We start from the raw sequence: 17108 nt of genomic DNA on the forward strand, positions 1-17108 counted from the left end.
GGAGGCTTCCTCGCCGGAAGCCCCCCGCCCTCACCCGTCGGTCAGTCGCCGACGGTGGTCTCGATCTGGTCCGCGCCGGCCATCGCCCCGGCCCAGAGCCGCACTTCGGCGATCCGCGCGGGCAGGTGGTGGCCCCACCCGCCGGAGGTGAAGCCCTTGCCGAGAGCGAAGTCACCGGAGCCGACCTGCGCGGTGAACGCCGTGGCCTCGCCATTGCGGTTGTGGCCCAGGTAGAGGCTGATGGCGCCGTCCTGGGCGTCGAAGACGCCGGTCAGCCGGACCAGGCTGTCCATGGCCGCGACCTCGTCGGAGACGACCGAGGAGAACGTGCCGTCGGCGTTGAGCCGCCCGAAGTGCCACTTGCCGACCGGTGTGGTCCCCTCCTCCATGGTCTCCGGGTCGAGGGCGGTCTCCTTGCCGGTCAGCTGGAACCAGAAGCCCCAGGCCGAGCCGCTCGCGGACCGCTGGCCGAAGACCTGGCCGGTGTGGCCGACGGGCTTGGTCAGCAGCTGCGCGCTGTCCAGCCGTACGGTCGTCGTGGCCGTGAACGACCCCGTGTCGTCCAGGACGGGGCCGGCGGCGGTGGCCGCGTCGTCGAGGCCGTCGAGGACGATCTCGCCGCCCTCGACGGCGGCGCCGCCGGACAGGGTCAGCGCGGGGCCGTAGCCGACGGCCGAGTTGGGCACGGTGGAGCCGGTGGCGTCGGCCGCGTTCCAGTCGGCGACGAGCTCGGCACCCGCGTACGTCTGCGAGGTCGGCAGCTTCGCCTCGTCGGCGATCTCCCGTGCCGTCAGGACCCGCTGCCAGACGGCGACCTCGTCGATGCTGCCCTTGAACGGCAGACCGTACTGGCCGTTGTACTTGTAGCGGCCGAACTGCATCGGGCCGGTCGCCGACCACGAGCTGACCACGTTGGTGTTGACGGCTTCCAGCTTGCCGTTCACGAACAGCTGGAGCGTCTTGGCCGCCGGGTCGTACGTGCCGGCGAGGTGGGTCCACACGCCGGTCCGCGCGGGGGTGACCGCCTTGCGGCCCCAGTACGCGTCGGCCGTCGCCTCGTCCTTCTCCTTCACCCCGAAGTACCAGGTGTCGTACGGCTTCTCGTAGGTGACCACGAACGGGCTGTAGTTGGCGCCGTCCTGGGAGAGGACGACGCCGGTGGTGTCCTTGCCGTCCAGCCGGACCCAGGTGGAGAACGAGTAGCCGGAGCGGGTCTCCAGGACCGGGGCGGAGGTGGCGGCGTGACCGCCGCCGTTCAGGAGCAGACCGCGGTCGGTGACCGGGCCGCCCGGCAGCGGGGCCCCGGCGGCGTCGGTGGTCAGTTCCCCGCGCCGGCCCCGGTCGTCCCGGACGGCCGAACCGGCGAGGGCGGCGTCCTGGCGGGTGGCGTCGGCACCGGTGTCGACGGCGGCACCGGAGGCCTCGCCGAAGCTCCACCGGCCGACGGGACCGTCACCGGAGGCGACGAGGTAGTCGATGACCTGCTGGGCACCGGCGCGGCCGAGTGAATCGACGGCCCGCGCGTACAACCGGTGCGTGCCGGAGCCGTTCGGTGTGACCGTGGCCTTGAAGGCGCAGGCGACCCCGGGGGTGCAGGTGTTGATCCAGACGGCCTGCTCGGTGGAGCGGTACTGGACATTGGTGATGTTGGTGTCCCCGACGGCCGGTGCGAAGGTGACCGTGGACGACACGCCCGGGCCACCGGCGGCGGTACACGCGTTCGGAAGGCACTCGGAGTACGGCGCCCCCATCGTGACCTTGGGCGCCTTCGGCGCCGTCGTGTCGACGGTGAAGTAACAGGCCGCGGTATAACCGGTGTTGAGGCGGTTCGTGCCGTCCTCGTAGTACGAGAGCGTCAACGCGAGGAGCCGGTGCTTCACGCCCTCGGCCAGGGCGGGGAGGCTCTTCGTCTGGTTGACGTTGTCACCTGTGTACCCGGTGGTGGGGCTGTCGACGTCGGTGTGGGCGGTCACCCAGGAGGTGCCGTTCCACTTCTGCGTACGCCAGCGGATCCGCAGGCTGGCACCGGACTCGCCGCCCGCCGCGGTCTGCGGCCTGCCGTTCACGGCCGGTGTCGGGTCGCTGATGACGGCGGGGTCGTTCTCGTTCGGCGCGCAGACCGTGCCGTTGCCACTGACCACACCCACGCCGGTGGGCAGTGCGGGCAGCGCCACGAACTTCACGGACAGGACGGCGTCGTTCCTGAACCGCTTCCACGCGGAGGTGTCCGACTCGTCGTTCGCGCGGATCTCCAGCGTGAGGCGGGAGAACTTGCCCGCCGCGAACGACTTCACCGTCGGGGTGAGGTTCTCGTTCGTCTCTGCCGGGTTGTCGTTGAACTCGATGGGAGCGTCCGGCGAGTCCGGGTCGCAGAGCGAGCCACGGCCTGCCGAGACGTCCCGGTCGACCATCCAGTCCAGTTCCTTGGGCCGTGTGGTCCAGGTGGTGGAGGAGGAGATGTTGTCGGTGCGGACCAGGTCCACGGTGCGCGGGTCGCACTGGAACGCCCACGGCTCGGTCACCCGGAACGTGGCGTCCAGGACGTGCTTTCCGGCGAGGGAGGACGGGGAGAACTCGAAGTACAGCCGCTGCACATAGCCGGGACCGCAGTAGTACCCGTTCCAGGAGCCGCACTTGCCCGCTCCCATGCCGCGGTTGTCGTCGCCGTTGCCCCAGCCGTACGACTCGTAGCCGTCGCTGCGCAGCAGCGTCCGCTCCGACTCGCCCCATGTCACCGTGGGATCGATGAAGAGCGGGAAGGCGGCGTCGGGGGTGTTCGCCAGCATCGCGGCGTCAGGCATGACGGAGAGCGAGCCCTTGCCGAGCTTCACGCCCATCCGCCTGACCTTGTCGCCCTGGCCGGGGGCGCGCCCGGTGCCGGAGGGTGCGGACTCCGAGGCATCCGCGGAGGTGACGGGTGCGGGGGACGCCGACGGGGCGGCCGCCAGGGTCCCGGCCGGGCCGTTCGCGAGCGCCGGCTTCGTCACGGGGCGCACGGTCGCGCCCGGCCGCCCGGCCGCGCCCCTGCCCGCCGAGTCCCACATCTGGGCCGGCGGCGCCCTGAACACCGTACGGCCGTCGCCGTCCACCGCCGCCAGCGCGCCGGACGCGCTCGTGCGGACGGAGAGACCACGCGTCTTCAGGCCGAACGTCAGGGTCCTGAGCTTCGGATCCGCCGCCGCCTCGGGCGTCTTGACGACGAGCACGTGCTGGAAGCTCTCCGCCGTCGCCGTGACCTTCAGGTCCACGTCCGGCAGCACGTCCGGGTACACCGCGCTCGCGCCGTCGAGTCGAGGGGCGGGCAGCCTGCCGGGCCATGCGAGGGCAAGCGAACGCCCGGACTCCGCGATCGAGACCAGCGCGTCCTCGTTCCCGCCGCGTGAGAACGACATCTCGGCCGCGGCGGCCTTGGGCCCGATCGACCCGTCGGAGCGCCGCACCAGCGTCGCGTCCGGCGCACGCCAGCCACCGCCCGGGGCAGCCACGCGTACGGGCACAGCGGACTCCTCCAGGGTGAACGTGGAGCCGTCCGGATTGGCGAACACAGTGGTCCGCTCCGAGCGTTCGCTCGTCACCTCCACCCGGTGTCCGGTGGCCCTGGCCGCCTTCAGCGCCCGTTCGGCCTCCGGTGTCGCGGTCGTCGCGGGCGCTCCGGCGGGTTCGGCCTGCGCCGCCGCCACCGCGGAGCCGGCCGGAATCACTCCGAAGAGGACGGAGGCCGCCGTCGCCAGCGCCACAGCGGCCCCACCTGTCCGCGAACTCCCCCGTCTGTACCGCGATCTACCGGGATGTCTGCCAGCCCCCACGTCCCTACCCCCACTGTTCACGTCTCAGAGATCGCACTGAGTCGCCGGATTGAACCCTGGGCGCTCACGCAGCGTCAAGGATTGGCCGAAGATCGTGGGACAAACCACTCCGCACGTGATCTGCCTCACGGGTGCCGGCGTTCTCCGGGCGGGACGAGCTACCTGTGCGCGGGGTCAGGCGGTTCGTCCGCCCCGCTTCACGTGCACGTGCCCCTCACCGGGGTACGCGGGCGGCTCCGCGGGCAGCGTCCTGTCGAGCTCGTACCCGCTCTTCTCCGCCACCCGGCACGAGCCGAGGTTGTCCACCTGGTGCAGGAGTTCCAGGCGGGTCAGTCCGTGCGGACCGAACACGGCGAAGGCCCACGTGCCGAGCGCCTCCAAGGCGCGGGGCGCCACGCCCCGGCCGCGTGCGTACGCCGCGGTCCAGTAGCCGACCTCGGCCGACGGCTCTCCCGGGACGACGTCCTTGAGAACGACATGACCGACGGGCCGTTCGTCCTCAAGTACCGCGAAGGCGAGCCTGGTTCCGTCTTCCCAGCCGCGCTGCTGCTCCTCGACGTACCGGGCACCGTCGGAGGCGTCGGACACCGACGTGCTCGTCCAGCGGCGCAGTTGGGCGACCCCGCCCGCCCGGACCAGGGCGGGAACGTCGTCCAGGCGCCAGGGACGGAGGACGAGACCGGGCGCGTGGAGGGTCACAGAGTCCATGGGCGGATCGTAGAGGCGTGATCGTCCGGGCGGAGCGGCCCGCGAGCCGACGTGTGGGCCGGCCGCCTCGCACCTACGATCGGACCATGGCTGCCGCACTCTCGCTCTGGTCCCGGGACTCCGTGCTCTCCATCGGCTCCACGGGGTCCGTGCTCTCCATCGGCTCCGTCGGTTCGGTGCTCTCCGTCGGCTCCGTCGGATCGGCCGCGTCCATCGCCTCCGTCGGCTCCTGGCTGAGCGCGGGATCGCTGCTCTCCGCCCAGTCGTGCTGGTCGGTCATGTCCTGGCGTTCCAGGGGCGGTGTCATGGCGGCCGGCGCGCTCACCGTCGCCGGCGCCCTGCTCGTCTCCCGGTCCTCGGGGCTCGTGCGCCGCGGGCGTCACGCACGGCGGTAGCGGCCGGCGCCCGCTCTTCCAGGGGTCCGCTCAGCTCACGAGGTGGACCGCCAGTCCCGCGATGAGCGTGCTCGACACGAGCGCCGTCCCGAGCCGTCCCCTCGGGCCCGTCAGTCCCCGGCCGAGGAGCGCGCCCCCGGAGGCGAGGAGGAGCTGCCAGCTGGCGGAGGCGACCAGGGCCGCCAGGACGAAGACCGTACGGTCCAGAGGAGTCGCCGGACCCGAAGGGCCCGTCGCCAGGATCAGGGCCACGAAGTAGATCACGGTCATGGGGTTCAGGATCGTGATGCCCAGGAACGTGAGGAAGGCGCGCGCCGGGGTGAGCGGTCCTCCGCGGTCGTCCCGGTTCGCGAGGTCCCGTGCGCGGTAGGCCCGTACGGCCGTCCACGCGGAGTGGGCGGCGAGGCAGACGAGGACCACCGCCGAGACCCGGCGCAGCGGGGTCATGACCGGTGTGAGGAGCGGCACGAGCGCCGAGCCGCCGAGGACCGCGACCAGGGCGTACACCCCGTCCGCCGCCGCGACGCCGAGCGCCGCGCCCGCTCCCGTACGCCAGCTCGTGCGCGCCGTGACCGCCACCAGGTAGGCGCCGACGGCGCCGACCGGGATCGCGATGCCGTAGCCGGCGAGCAGGCCGGCCACCACCGCGGCGGTCACGCGACGGACAGGATCGGGCCTCCGGTGGAGCCGGGCTGCTGCTGTCGGCGGTAGCTGGCGCCGTCCTTCGTACGGGAGAGCAGGCCACCGGTCACGAGATAGCGGCGCAGGGCCGGGAAGTCCTCGTGCACGGTCAGGAGCGCCTCGTTGACCTCGCGCTCCGTGTAGGAGCGGGCCGGCTCGAAGAGCGTCTCGGCCAGGTGGGCGAGGAGCTGCGCACGGCGCGGGGCCCTGCGCGGGATCGCCTTCAGTCGTCCTTCGGCGGAGAACAGGTCCGCCACGGGGTGGGAAGTCATGCGCCGAAGCGTGCCGCGCGGCGTCCCGCCCCGGCAACGCAATTTCGTGAGCGCGCCCGACCGTCCTACGGCGTGATCCTGGTCGCCGAACTGTAGATCGTCGGCCGGATCTCCTCGGTGCCGAACTCCGTGAAGATGTCCGCCCCCTGCCGCATGAACGCCTCGAAGTCCTCCGCCGACTCCCACAGGTCCACCACGAACCACCCGCCCTCGGCGGGCGCCCCGGCGTGGGAGATGAACCCCTTGGGGGGCCAGAACGACGAGGCTTGAAGCTTCTCGTTGACCGACTCGTACTGCTGCTTCGTGACACCCGGCAAGGAGACGGTGACGATCACGGTCATGAGGGTGCTCGCTCTCTGAGGTGGGTGTGGATGCGCCGCTTTCCAGTCGAACAGCGCGTCCCGCGCCCCGCACCACGACGGGTCCGTCCGGACGAACGGCCCGCCGGTGCACCGCCGGCCCGTCGGCGCGAGGGAGATGAGGACCCGTCAGGCACCCCCGGAACACGAGCGGGCCGGGCCCCTGGGGCGGCAGAATGCAGCCATGACGGAATCCGTGGACCCCGCCCTGCTCCAGCGCTGGAACGCCACCCTGCGCGCCGCCCGCGCCGGCCGCGAGGGCCCGGACCCGACCCCGTACGGCCGGAACCTGCTGGCCCGCTGGGCGGAGCCGCAGCGCAGGTACCACACGGTCGACCATCTGCGGGCCGTTCTCGACCGCATCGACGAGCTCGCCGACCTGGGCGGCGAGGGCGGGGAACTGGAGCTGGTCCGGCTGGCCGCCTGGTTCCACGACGCGGTCTACCGGCCGGAGCGCTCGGAGAACGAGGAACGCTCGGCGCTCCTGGCGGAGAAGGCCCTCACCGAGGCGGGCCTCACCCCCCACGAGGTGGCCGAGGTGGCCCGCCTGGTCCGCCTGACGACCACCCACGACCCGGCCCCCGGCGACCTCAACGGCGAGGCCCTCTGCGATGCGGACCTGGCGGTCCTGGCGACGGACGAGGATACGTACGGGGGGTATACGCGCGCGGTCCGGGAGGAGTACGCGTTCGTCCCGGACGCGGACTTCCGGCAGGGCCGCGCGGCGATCCTCCGCCAGCTCCTCTCCCTCCCCCGCCTCTTCCGCACCCCGTACGGCGCGGCGGCCTGGGAGGAACGGGCCCGCAGGAACCTGGCCCGGGAACTGAAGGAACTGGGGGCCTGAGAACCGCCCGGTCCGCATCGCGAGACACCCGTCACGGCGGGAATGACAGGCACAAACCACAGGTTGACGCATGTCATGCCGTCAACCTCCGCCGAGCGCGCCGAAGCCGCCACCGCCCCCGCGGCGCCGTCCACGCCCACCCGCATGCCGCTGGCCGTCTACATCCTCGGCCTCTCCGTCTTCGCGCTCGGCACGAGCGAGTTCATGCTCTCCGGCCTCCTCCAATCCGTCGCCGACGACATGAACGTCTCCATACCCCGCGCCGGCCTGCTGATCTCGGCCTTCGCGATCGGCATGGTGGTCGGCGCCCCGCTGCTCGCCGTCGCGACCCTCCGGCTCCCCCGCAAGACGACCCTGATCGCCCTGATCACCGTCTTCGGCCTCGGCCAGGTCGCCGGTGCGCTGGCCCCGAACTACGCGGTCCTCTTCGCCTCGCGTGTCGTCAGCGCGCTCGCCTGCGCGGGCTTCTGGGCGGTCGGCGCGGCCGTCGCCATCGCGATGGTCCCCGTCGGTTCGCGTGCCCGCGCCATGGCGGTCATGATCGGCGGCCTCTCGATCGCCAACGTCCTCGGCGTGCCCGCGGGCGCCTTCCTCGGCGAGCACCTCGGCTGGCGCGCCGCGTTCTGGGCGGTCGGCGTGGCCTCGGCCGTCGCCCTCGTCGGCGTGGTCACCCGCATCCCGCACATTCCGCTGCCGGAGACCCGCCCCCGCCTCAAGAGGGAGCTGTCGATCTACCGCGACCGGCAGGTCCTGCTCTCGATCGTGATCACCGCACTCGCCGCGGGCGGCGTCTTCTGCGCCTTCTCGTACCTCGCCCCGGTCATCACGGACGTCGCCGGGATCGACACCCGCTGGGTCTCCGCGATCCTGGGCCTCTTCGGCATCGGCGCGCTGATCGGTACGACGATCGGCGGCCGGGTCGCCGACGCCCACCTCTTCGGGGTCCTGCTCAGCGGCATCACGGCATCGACGGTCTTCCTGGTCGCCCTGGCCGTCTTCGCCTCCAGCCCGGTCGCCGTGATCACCCTCTCCTTCCTCCTGGGTGTCTCGGCCTTCTACACCGCGCCCGCCCTCAACGCCCGCATGTTCAACGTCGCCGGTGCCGCCCCGACGCTGGCGGGCGCGACGACGACGGCCGCCTTCAACCTCGGCAACACGGCCGGCCCCTGGCTCGGCGGCACCACGATCGACGCCGGCCTCGGCTTCCCCTCGACGGCCTGGGCGGGAGCGGCGATGACGGTGGTGGCCCTGGCGACGGCCGCCCTGGCCCTACGCCTGAGCCGCCGCACCTCGAACAGCCACGTCGTGGCCTCGTCGACGTCGCCCCCACGCAAGCCCGACGAGCGGACCGACCAGCGGACCGACCAGCCGCCCGCCCCCCAGGCCGACCGGCAGACCGCCACCCAGGCCGACCTCGTCGCCTGCCGCACCGCCGACTGACCCGCCGCCCGCGGGCCGCCGTGCGCCCGCCGCCCGCGGCCCGCCGCCCGACCCGGTCACGGCGCGGGCCGCCCCTTGGGCCGGCGTAGACCCGCCTCCGTGATCAGGCGCACGAGTTCCTTCGAGCCGACCTCGACCGCGCCCGCCTCCACCGCCGAGGCGTAACGCTCCGACGGGATGTCGTAGTGGTCGCGCTCGAAGGCGCGGGGCGGGGCGCCGATCCCGGCCGCGAAGGCGTGGAGCTCCTCGTACGAGACGTCGCTCACCAGGTGCGACCACATGCGGCCGTGACCCGGCCAGGTCGGCGGGTCGATGTAGAGGGTCACCTCAGGCCGCCCACCGGGGCGACCACGACGCCGGCCTTGCCGCAGACCCAGTGCGGGTCCGGGCCGAGCTCGGGTTCGACGTCCAGGGCGTGCGGGTCGCCCGAGGAGCAGACCGGGCACAGCGGCCAGCGGCCGTGCTGCTCCAGGAGGGAGTCCTGGACGTCCTGGGCGATGAGCCCGGCGACGAACGTAATGCCCTCGGGCCACTGCTCCACCCACCAGCGCCGGTGGGTGACGGCGTCCTCCACCATCGACACGACCTCGGCCGCGGCCACGTCGCGTGCCGCCAGATCGGCGAGGACCAGGGCGCGGGCGGTGTGGAGTGCCTGCTCCAGCGGGTCGATGTCGTCCATACACACATTGTCACCTGCCCAGCCTCAGGGGCGAAGGTCCTGTCCGCATCCGGGGTTCGTCCGGGACTTTCCGGGACCGATGGGGTCTTGACGCTCCCCGTGCTCGAAAATATCTTTCAGGTGTGACCAATGACGTGAAGGAAAGTTTCAGCGGCCAGGTGCCCCCACCCGGGGCCCCTCCCTCCGCGCCGCCCTCCGCCGCGTCCGGCGCCGGGTCCGGTCCCGAGGCGCCGCCCTCCCCCGGAGCCTCCCGGGCGCGGGAGGTGCCCGCGCCCGCCGCCCTCGCGGCCAAGGTGCGCACCCTCGCGCCCTCCATGACCCGTTCGATGCAGCGGGTCGCCGAAGCCGTCGCCCGTGACCCGGCCGGCTGCGCCGCCCTCACCGTCACCGGCCTCGCCGAGCTCACCGGCACCAGCGAGGCGACCGTCGTCCGCACGGCCCGCCTGCTCGGCTACCCCGGCTACCGGGACCTCCGCCTGGCCCTCGCCGGCCTCGCCGCCCAGCAGCAGTCCGGCCGCGCGCCCGCCGTCACCGCCGACATCGCCGTCGACGACCCGGTGGCCGACGTCGTCGCCAAGCTCGCCTACGACGAGCAGCAGACCCTCGCCGACACCGCCGCCGGACTGGACACCGTCCAGCTCGGCGCCGCCGTCGCCGCCCTCGCCGCCGCCCGCCGCATCGACATCTACGGCATCGGCGCCTCCGGGCTCGTCGCCCAGGACCTCGGCCAGAAACTCCTCCGCATCGGCCTGATCGCGCACGCCCACAGCGACCCGCACCTCGCCGTCACCAACGCCGTGCAGCTCCGCTCCGGCGACGTCGCCATCGCCATCACCCACTCCGGCTCGACCGGCGACGTCATAGAACCCCTCCGCGTGGCCTTCGACCACGGCGCCACCACCGTCGCGATCACCGGCCGCCCCGACGGGCCCGTCTCGCAGTACGCCGACCACATCCTCACCACCTCCACGGCCCGCGAGAGCGAGCTGCGCCCGGCGGCGATGTCGTCCCGTACGAGCCAGCTCCTCGTCGTGGACTGCCTGTTCACCTGCGTCACCCAACGTACGTACGAGACGGCGGCCCCTGCCCTCGCGGCCTCGTACGAAGCCCTGGCCCACCGCCACTCGCCCCGCACCCGGTAACGCCGGGAAACCCTCGAAAGAGCCCGCACGTGTCTTCAGCTACGTACTCCGAACTGCGCGCCCAGCTGGCCACCCTGACCACCGAGGCGTTCCGTCCCGAGCTCGCGGAGATCGACCAGCTCCCGACGCTCGAGATCGCCCGCACCATGAACACCGAGGACCAGACCGTCCCGGCCGCCGTCGCCGCGCAGCTGCCGCTGATCGCGGCCGCGATCGACGCCACCGCCGCCCGCATGGCCCGCGGCGGCCGGCTGATCTACGCCGGCGCGGGCACCGCCGGCCGGCTCGGCGTCCTCGACGCCAGCGAGTGCCCGCCCACCTTCAACACCGACCCCTCGGAGGTGCTCGGACTGATCGCGGGCGGCCCGTCGGCGATGGTGAAGGCGGTCGAGGGCGCCGAGGACTCGGCGGAGCTCGCCGCGGCCGACCTCGACGCGCTGGACCTCACCGCGGACGACACGGTGGTCGGCATCTCCGCCTCGGGCCGTACCCCGTACGCCATCGGCGCCGTCGCCCACGCCCGTACCCTGGGCGCGCTCACGATCGGCCTCTCCTGCAACGCGGACAGCGCGCTCGCGGCCGCCGCCGAACACGGCATCGAGGTCGTCACCGGTCCCGAACTCCTCACCGGCTCCACGCGGTTGAAGGCCGGCACGGCGCAGAAGCTGGTCCTCAACATGATCTCGACGATCACGATGATCCGGCTCGGCAAGACGTACGGAAACCTGATGGTCGACGTCCGCGCCTCCAACGACAAGCTCCAGGCTCGCTCGCGGCGGATCGTCGCCCTGGCCACCGGCGCGCCGGACGAGCAGATCGAGACGGCCCTCACCGCCGCCGACGGCGAGGTGAAGACCGCGATCCTGATGATCCTCGCCGACATCGACGCCAAGGACGCCGACCGGCGCCTCACCGATTCGGCCGGCCATCTGCGGGCCGCGCTCCACGCCGACGACACCCCCTGAACCTCCCCCCACCCCCGCACAGCAAGGCACCACCGCACCATGAGCACAGACGACAAGAACCGCGCCATCGCCGCCGCGATCCTCCCCCTCGTCGGCGGCGTGGAGAACATCGACTCCGTGGCCCACTGCATGACCCGGCTCCGGCTGGGCCTGCGGGACCGCTCGCTCGTCCAGGACGAGGCCCTGAAGGCCCTGCCGTCCGTGATGGGTGTGGTGGAGGACGACACGTACCAGATCGTGCTCGGCCCGGGCACGGTCGCCCGCGTGACGCCGGAGTTCGAGGCTCTGGTGGCGGCGGCCCCGAAGCCCTCGGCCGACGGTCTCGCCGCCCAGGGCGCGGCGATCAGGGCGGCGCGGAAGGAGAAGAACCAGACACCGTTCAAGCTCTTCCTCCGCAAGATCGCGAACATCTTCGTCCCGCTGATCCCCGCGCTCATCGGCTGCGGCATCATCGCCGGCCTCAACGGCCTGCTGATCAACCTCGGCTGGCTCCCCGCCGTGACACCCGCCCTCGCGGCGATGGCGAGCGGCTTCATGGCGCTGATCGCGGTCTTCGTCGGCTTCAACACGGCGAAGGAGTTCGGCGGTACGCCGATCCTGGGCGGGGCGGTCGCCGCCATCATCGTCTTCCCCGGCGTCGCGAAGATCGACGCGTTCGGCCAGACGCTCTCGCCCGGCCAGGGCGGTGTGCTCGGCGCGCTGGGCGCGGCGGTGCTCGCGGTGTACGTCGAGAAGTGGTGCCGCCGCCGGGTACCCGAGGCCCTCGACGTGCTGGTCACGCCGACCCTCACGGTCCTGGTCTCCGGCCTGGTCACCCTCTTCGGCCTGATGTTCGTGGCCGGTGAGATCTCCACCGCGATCGGCGACTTCGCCAACTGGCTCCTCGCCCACGCGGGTGCGGGCGCGGGTCTCGTCCTGGGCGGTCTGTTCCTGCCGCTGGTGATGCTGGGACTGCACCAGGCCCTGATCCCCATCCACACGACCCTCATCGAGCAGCAGGGCTTCACCGTCCTGCTGCCGATCCTGGCGATGGCGGGCGCGGGCCAGGTCGGCGCGGCGGTCGCGGTCTACTTCAAGCTCCCCCGCAACGGCTCCATCCGCCGCACCATCAAGTCCGCCCTCCCGGCCGGCTTCCTGGGCGTGGGCGAGCCCCTGATCTACGGTGTCTCGCTCCCGCTGGGCCGCCCGTTCATCACGGCCTGCGTCGGCGGCGCGTTCGGCGGCGGCTTCGTCGGCCTCTTCAACATGCTGGGCGACAAGGTCGGATCCACGGCCATCGGCCCCTCGGGCTGGGCCCTGTTCCCGCTCCTCGACGGCAACCGGGGTCTCGGCGAGACGATCGCGATCTACGCGGGCGGGCTGCTGGTCGGCTACGCGGTGGGCTTCGTGGCAACGTACTTCTGGGGCTTCAGCCGCGAACTCCTGGAGGAGTTCGACGTGGACACGGACCCGGCGGAGGTCCCGGTGGCGTCGGGCGGGACGGTGACCCCGACCCCGCAGACCCCGGAGCCCGTGAAGCTCTGACCCGTACGGAAGGGGCGGGTGCTGCCGAGACCGGCGCGGCCCGCCCCTCGCGCGTCGCCCGGTAGCAGTCCTCCGTACGCACTGTCGTTCGCGGGACGCCCCGCCTCACGCCTCCTCGACCGTGATCCCCGACTGTTCCAGCAGCCGTACGACGCTGTCGAAGTAGGTGAGTTCGCCCGCCGCGTCAACGCTCACCGACGCCAGCGCCTCCCGGGCGATGTGCGCGTCGTGCCAGACCAGGGTGGCCGGACCCGGCAGCCGATCGCCGCCGCAGGGGCAGCCGCGCAGAACGCCCCAGCACATGGCGAAGCGGGCACCGGGCCCGCCGACGGCCTCGCCGACCGCGCACTGGACGCCCGGGACGTCCGTCGCGAACCGGCCGTCCAGGTGGCAGACGTCGCCCACCCGGTCCTCGCCTCCGACGGGCCTGGCGAACCGAAGCCACTGCGCCCTGCCCCTCGTGTCGAGCCCGGCCCACCCGTTCGCGTCGCTCGGGGCGCCCTCGTACCAGACGTTCCAGGCCGGGCGGGCTCCGTAGGGCTGCTGAGGGACGAAGCCGCCCTCCAGGCGGATGTCGACGAGCGCGCCCCCGAGCGCCGAAGGGCGCGCCTCACCGACGCGCAGGAGGAGGTGCTCCTCGACAAGGATCACCCGGCCCGCGCGATCGAGCACGAACAGATTCACGGGATCCCCGGCCTCTCGCCGGGTGGTCAGACGTCGCAGCAGCAGTTCCTCCGGTTCGCACCCGACGAGGGCGAGTTCCGGAGGGGTGCCGGCCGCGGGGCGTTCCGGGACATAGAGCCCCTCCACCCGTCGGCACTCGCCGAGCCACCCGCCGCCCCACCCGTTGTAGATCCGCACACGGGCCGGCCCGGGCTCGGTGCGCCCGCCCACCCGGCCGTCGACCTCCGCCTCGATCACGACGTCCACGCGTGAGGCGTCGTCCGCGTTCGGCCGACTGTCGAGGACCACGACGTCCGTCAGCTCCCAGTCGTGCGAGGCCGCCGCCCCGTCCCCGTCCTCGTCGATGTGCAGGGACAAGTCGCCCAGCCGGTCCCACGCCCGCGCCGCCCCCTCGACCGCCTTGCGCAGCCGCCCCTCGGGCAGGCACCCGGTCAGCGTGAGCCGCTCGCGGGGCGCTGGATCCTCGGCGAACAGACCCCGGACGGCAGCGCACCGCGCCCACACCGTCTGCTCCCCGTCCCACTCCTCGGTGACCAGCAGGTACCGCAGAGGGTACGGCCGTTCCCAGGTCCAGACCCGGTTCTCGTACCGCTGTCCGTACCGCGCGCCGTACAGCTCCCCGCCCTCGCTCATGCGCCCGATCCTAAGAAGGGGGCACCGCTCCCGGACGGGCGGCTGCGCGCTCAGTTCGCGCAGTACGTGTCCCGGGCCGGGCGCTTCCCCGTCCGGAGGTACTCCGTCACCGCCGCGTTCCCGCACGCGTTGCCGTTCCCCACGTACATGCCGTGCCCGCCCTGGTCGACGGAGACCAGCCGGGCACGGTCGCCGAGGGCCGCGCGCATCTTCAGGCCGGCGGTGTACGGGGTCGACGGGTCACGGAGGCTCTGGATCATCAGGATGTTGGACGGACCCCGGTCGGTGATCCGGGTCGGCTTCTCGGCCGGGGCCTTCCAGAACGAGCAGGGCGTGATGTTCACCGGGAACCCTGCCGTGAGCGGGTGTCGCGCCCGGTCCGCCGCGACGGCCCGCTCGTGGGCGGGGACGGAGCGCGGCCAGCTCACGTCGTTGCAGATGACGCCGACCATCAGCGCCGCGTCCTCGTCCGGCAGCGCGGCGGTGAGCTCGGGCGGAAGCGCGGGCCTGGTCCTCGGGTCCTGGGCGTCCACCACCAGACGTGCGAACCCGGCGAAGGCCGCGTCGCTGTAGAGCGCGTTCTGCAGGGCCTGCCGGAGGACGGTTCCGGTGAGCGGGGCGCCGGGGACGGCGGACTCGACCGGTGCCCGGTCCAGCCGCTCCGCCAGCGCGATCACCAGCGGACGTACGCCCTCGGGACGCTCCGCGAGCCGCAGCCCCTGGGCCGCCCGGTCCGGGTGCGCCGCCCACGCGGCGAAGTCGGGGAAACGGTCCTCAGCGCCCTGCCCCAGGTACGCGAGCCAGCCTCTGGCGACCCGCTTCGGGTCCGGGTCGCTGCTGCTGTCCAGGACCCAGCGGTCCGTACGGTGCGGGAACCTCTGCGCGTACACCGCGCCGACATACGTACCGTACGAGACTCCCCAGGCCGACAGCTTCTCCTCGCCCAGCGCCTGCCGGAACCGGTCCAGGTCCCGCGCCTGGTTCGCCGTCGTCATGCTCGCGAGCTCGTCGCCGCCGTTGCGCGCGCACGCCTCCGCGGTACGCCGGGACCGGGCGACGTTCTCGGCGATGCTCCCGTCGGCGCCCGGCCAGGACCGGAGGGTCACCATGCGCCGGTCGTCCTCCTCCAGCCGGCAGTTCGCCTTCACGCTGCCGCCCACCCCGCGCGGGTCCATCGCCACCAGGTCGTACGTGCCGCCCAGTTCCCTCCGCAGCGCCTCCGCCTTGGTCGTCAGCCGCTGCACCCCGGAGCTCCCCGGGCCGCCGGGGATCACGGCCAGCGCCCCGCGCCGCTCACCGGGGCGGTCGCTGCGGATCCGGGAGACGGCGATCCCGACCTGGCGGCCCCGGGGGTCGCTGTAGTCCAGGGGTACGGAGAGGGTGGCGCACTCCTGCCCGGGCAGCGGCGTCGGCCTGAGGTGCGGACGGGTGACGGCGCACTCGGTCCACACGAGTCCGGCGGGCGAAGGGGCGGCGGAGGCGGAGGCGGAGGAGGTGGATGCCGTGGCGGAAGCGGGTCCGGCCACCGTGAGACCGGCCACGACGGCGGCCGAGGAGAGGGCGGTCAGCAGGGCCTTGGATGCGTAAGTCGTCATGCGGCAAGCCTCGTTGACGTGCCGTCATGATCCCATCCGGCAGCCGGGACGGTCGGGGGTGGGGCTGCCCCCCGGACCCGACCCCGGCCCGCACCGCACGGCACCGACCCGCAGCGCACCAGCGCGCACCGCACCGACCCGCACCGGCCCGCACCGGCCCGCCCCCGGCGGCCCCACCCCCGTGGGGGCCGTCCGTCAGGGCGCGTTCGGGACCGTCAGGGCGCGTTCGTGACCGTCTCGCAACCGCCGGCCGCCACGTCCGTGCCGGTTTCGCCGTCACAGACGTCGGGGGAGCCGGCGCCTCCCACGAGGATGTCGGCGCTCGGACCGGCCTTCAGCCGGTCGGCGCCCGCGCCGCCGAAGAGCTGGTCCTCGCCACCGGCCGTACCGACCGTGTTCTCGATGAAGAAGTCCGCGTTGTCGCCGAGCAGCCGGTCGTCGCCGCCCCGCCCTTCGATGAGGTCGTCGCCCGCGCCGGTGGGCGCCGTGGTGTTCACGGAGCTGTCGCCCAGGAGGACCTCGCCGGCGCTGCCGCCGACGATCCGGTCGTCGCCTGCCCCGGAGGCCGTCCCCTCCGCCGCGTTGTGGTCGCCGATGGCGAAGAACCCGCCGTCCGCGCCCAGCTCCAGGAGGTCGTCCCCGCCGCCGCCCGACGCGTTGCGCTGCGCGTTGTTGTCGCCGATGAGGATGTCGGTGCCGCTGCCTCCGCGCAGCACGTCGTCACCGGCTCCGGAGGCGTCGGTGAGGGTCGCGACGGAGTCCCCGGTCATGTCGTCGACGCCGGAACCGCCGTCCAGCACGTCGTCGCCGCCACCGGTCGCGCTCCTGCCCCGGCTGTCCCCGGCCACGACGTCGTCGCCGGGCCCCGCGAACACCTGGTCGTCCCCGCCGCCGGAGGCCGCCCCGGCGAGTGCGAAGCTGTCGCCGCCGAGCCGGTCGTCGCCCTCCCCGCCGTAGACACGGTCGTCGCCGCCGCCCACCGCGTCGCCGGTGAGGGCGAGGACGTCGCCACGGGCGTTGTCGTCGCCCGCCCCGGCGTTGACGTGGTCGTCGCCCAGGCCGCCCGCGACGGTGTCGTCCCCGCCCAGTGCGCAGATCAGGTCGTCTCCGCCCCCACCGTCGATCACATCGGCACCGGCCGAACCGACGATCACGTCGTCGCCGGCGGTCCCCTGGATCGTCCCCGCTCCCGTGAGGGTCGCGGGTACGCCGAAGCACCTGGACGGTGCGGCGGCGGCGGTCCCGGCCGGCAGGCCGAGAGCGAGGAGCGCGGCAGCGGCCAGCAGGCCGGAAACGCGGTAGGGAATCACGCGGACCTCCAGAAGCCCGAATCATCACGGAACGTCACATTCATGGACGCTCGGTCACCGATCCGGACGCT

The 17108-nt window shown here is 73.1% G+C and carries 16 protein-coding genes; 6 read left to right on the forward strand and 10 right to left on the reverse strand.

What is annotated here, in order from left to right:
* Positions 1-41 precede the first annotated feature (41 nt).
* Both ACZ3IJ_RS20190 and ACZ3IJ_RS20195 read right to left on the reverse strand, forming a co-directional pair.
* Complete coding sequence (locus tag ACZ3IJ_RS20190; protein WP_467470274.1) at positions 42-3731, reverse strand: LamG-like jellyroll fold domain-containing protein; 3690 nt, start codon at positions 3729-3731, stop codon at positions 42-44.
* Between the two features lie 249 nt (positions 3732-3980).
* Positions 3981-4514, reverse strand: a complete 534-nt coding sequence (locus tag ACZ3IJ_RS20195; protein ID WP_467470004.1) for a GNAT family N-acetyltransferase — start codon at positions 4512-4514, stop codon at positions 3981-3983.
* Between the two features lie 86 nt (positions 4515-4600).
* Between ACZ3IJ_RS20195 and ACZ3IJ_RS20200 the strand changes: the two genes are divergently transcribed.
* On the forward strand, positions 4601-4909 hold the full coding sequence (locus ACZ3IJ_RS20200) for a hypothetical protein (RefSeq protein ID WP_467470006.1): 309 nt from the start codon (positions 4601-4603) through the stop codon (positions 4907-4909).
* Positions 4910-4939: 30 nt separating this feature from the next.
* Here the strand turns inward: ACZ3IJ_RS20200 and ACZ3IJ_RS20205 are convergent, their stop codons facing one another.
* From ACZ3IJ_RS20205 to ACZ3IJ_RS20215, 3 genes are all read right to left on the reverse strand, one after another.
* Positions 4940-5566: a LysE family transporter gene (locus ACZ3IJ_RS20205; RefSeq protein WP_467470008.1), complete on the reverse strand. Its 627-nt coding sequence runs from the start codon at positions 5564-5566 to the stop codon at positions 4940-4942.
* Positions 5563-5862, reverse strand: coding sequence for a DUF2087 domain-containing protein (locus ACZ3IJ_RS20210; RefSeq protein ID WP_352191620.1), 300 nt, complete (start codon positions 5860-5862; stop codon positions 5563-5565). The genes ACZ3IJ_RS20205 and ACZ3IJ_RS20210 overlap by 4 nt, the downstream gene beginning before the upstream one ends.
* A gap of 65 nt (positions 5863-5927) precedes the next feature.
* Positions 5928-6203 carry a hypothetical protein gene (locus ACZ3IJ_RS20215; protein ID WP_467470010.1) on the reverse strand — a complete coding sequence of 92 codons (276 nt, stop codon included), beginning with the start codon at positions 6201-6203 and terminating at the stop codon, positions 5928-5930.
* A gap of 202 nt (positions 6204-6405) precedes the next feature.
* Here ACZ3IJ_RS20215 and ACZ3IJ_RS20220 point away from each other — a divergent pair, with 202 nt between their 5' ends.
* Positions 6406-7065 carry an HD domain-containing protein gene (locus ACZ3IJ_RS20220; protein WP_467470012.1) on the forward strand — a complete coding sequence of 220 codons (660 nt, stop codon included), beginning with the start codon at positions 6406-6408 and terminating at the stop codon, positions 7063-7065.
* Between the two features lie 144 nt (positions 7066-7209).
* The gene (locus ACZ3IJ_RS20225) at positions 7210-8505 is read left to right on the forward strand and encodes a Cmx/CmrA family chloramphenicol efflux MFS transporter (RefSeq protein WP_467470276.1); all 1296 of its coding nucleotides are present in this window, start codon (positions 7210-7212) and stop codon (positions 8503-8505) included.
* Positions 8506-8561: 56 nt separating this feature from the next.
* Here ACZ3IJ_RS20225 and ACZ3IJ_RS20230 read toward each other — a convergent pair whose 3' ends face one another.
* The gene (locus ACZ3IJ_RS20230) at positions 8562-8831 is read right to left on the reverse strand and encodes a DUF4031 domain-containing protein (protein ID WP_467470014.1); all 270 of its coding nucleotides are present in this window, start codon (positions 8829-8831) and stop codon (positions 8562-8564) included.
* On the reverse strand, positions 8828-9184 hold the full coding sequence (locus ACZ3IJ_RS20235) for a hypothetical protein (RefSeq protein ID WP_467470016.1): 357 nt from the start codon (positions 9182-9184) through the stop codon (positions 8828-8830). The genes ACZ3IJ_RS20230 and ACZ3IJ_RS20235 overlap by 4 nt, the downstream gene beginning before the upstream one ends.
* A 122-nt stretch (positions 9185-9306) precedes the next feature.
* On the opposite strand from ACZ3IJ_RS20235, the gene ACZ3IJ_RS20240 reads away from it, so the two are divergent.
* From ACZ3IJ_RS20240 to ACZ3IJ_RS20250, 3 genes are read left to right on the forward strand one after another with little or no spacing between them, the layout of a single operon-like run.
* The gene (locus tag ACZ3IJ_RS20240) at positions 9307-10326 is read left to right on the forward strand and encodes a MurR/RpiR family transcriptional regulator (RefSeq protein ID WP_467470018.1); all 1020 of its coding nucleotides are present in this window, start codon (positions 9307-9309) and stop codon (positions 10324-10326) included.
* Positions 10327-10355: 29 nt separating this feature from the next.
* On the forward strand, positions 10356-11291 hold the full coding sequence (gene murQ, locus ACZ3IJ_RS20245; protein ID WP_467470019.1) for an N-acetylmuramic acid 6-phosphate etherase: 936 nt from the start codon (positions 10356-10358) through the stop codon (positions 11289-11291).
* A 39-nt stretch (positions 11292-11330) separates the two neighbouring features.
* Positions 11331-12815 (forward strand): PTS transporter subunit EIIC, encoded by a 1485-nt coding sequence (locus ACZ3IJ_RS20250; RefSeq protein ID WP_467470021.1) that lies wholly within the window; start codon positions 11331-11333, stop codon positions 12813-12815.
* Between the two features lie 105 nt (positions 12816-12920).
* Here the strand turns inward: ACZ3IJ_RS20250 and ACZ3IJ_RS20255 are convergent, their stop codons facing one another.
* From ACZ3IJ_RS20255 to ACZ3IJ_RS20265, 3 genes are all read right to left on the reverse strand, one after another.
* Positions 12921-14132, reverse strand: coding sequence for a barstar family protein (locus tag ACZ3IJ_RS20255; RefSeq protein ID WP_467470023.1), 1212 nt, complete (start codon positions 14130-14132; stop codon positions 12921-12923).
* Positions 14133-14182: 50 nt separating this feature from the next.
* Positions 14183-15727: an alpha/beta hydrolase gene (locus ACZ3IJ_RS20260; RefSeq protein WP_467470025.1), complete on the reverse strand. Its 1545-nt coding sequence runs from the start codon at positions 15725-15727 to the stop codon at positions 14183-14185.
* Positions 15728-15942: 215 nt separating this feature from the next.
* Positions 15943-17037, reverse strand: coding sequence for a calcium-binding protein (locus ACZ3IJ_RS20265; RefSeq protein ID WP_467470027.1), 1095 nt, complete (start codon positions 17035-17037; stop codon positions 15943-15945).
* Positions 17038-17108 lie beyond the last annotated feature (71 nt).

The sequence above is a fragment of the Streptomyces sp. NPDC013317 genome (assembly GCF_055563155.1).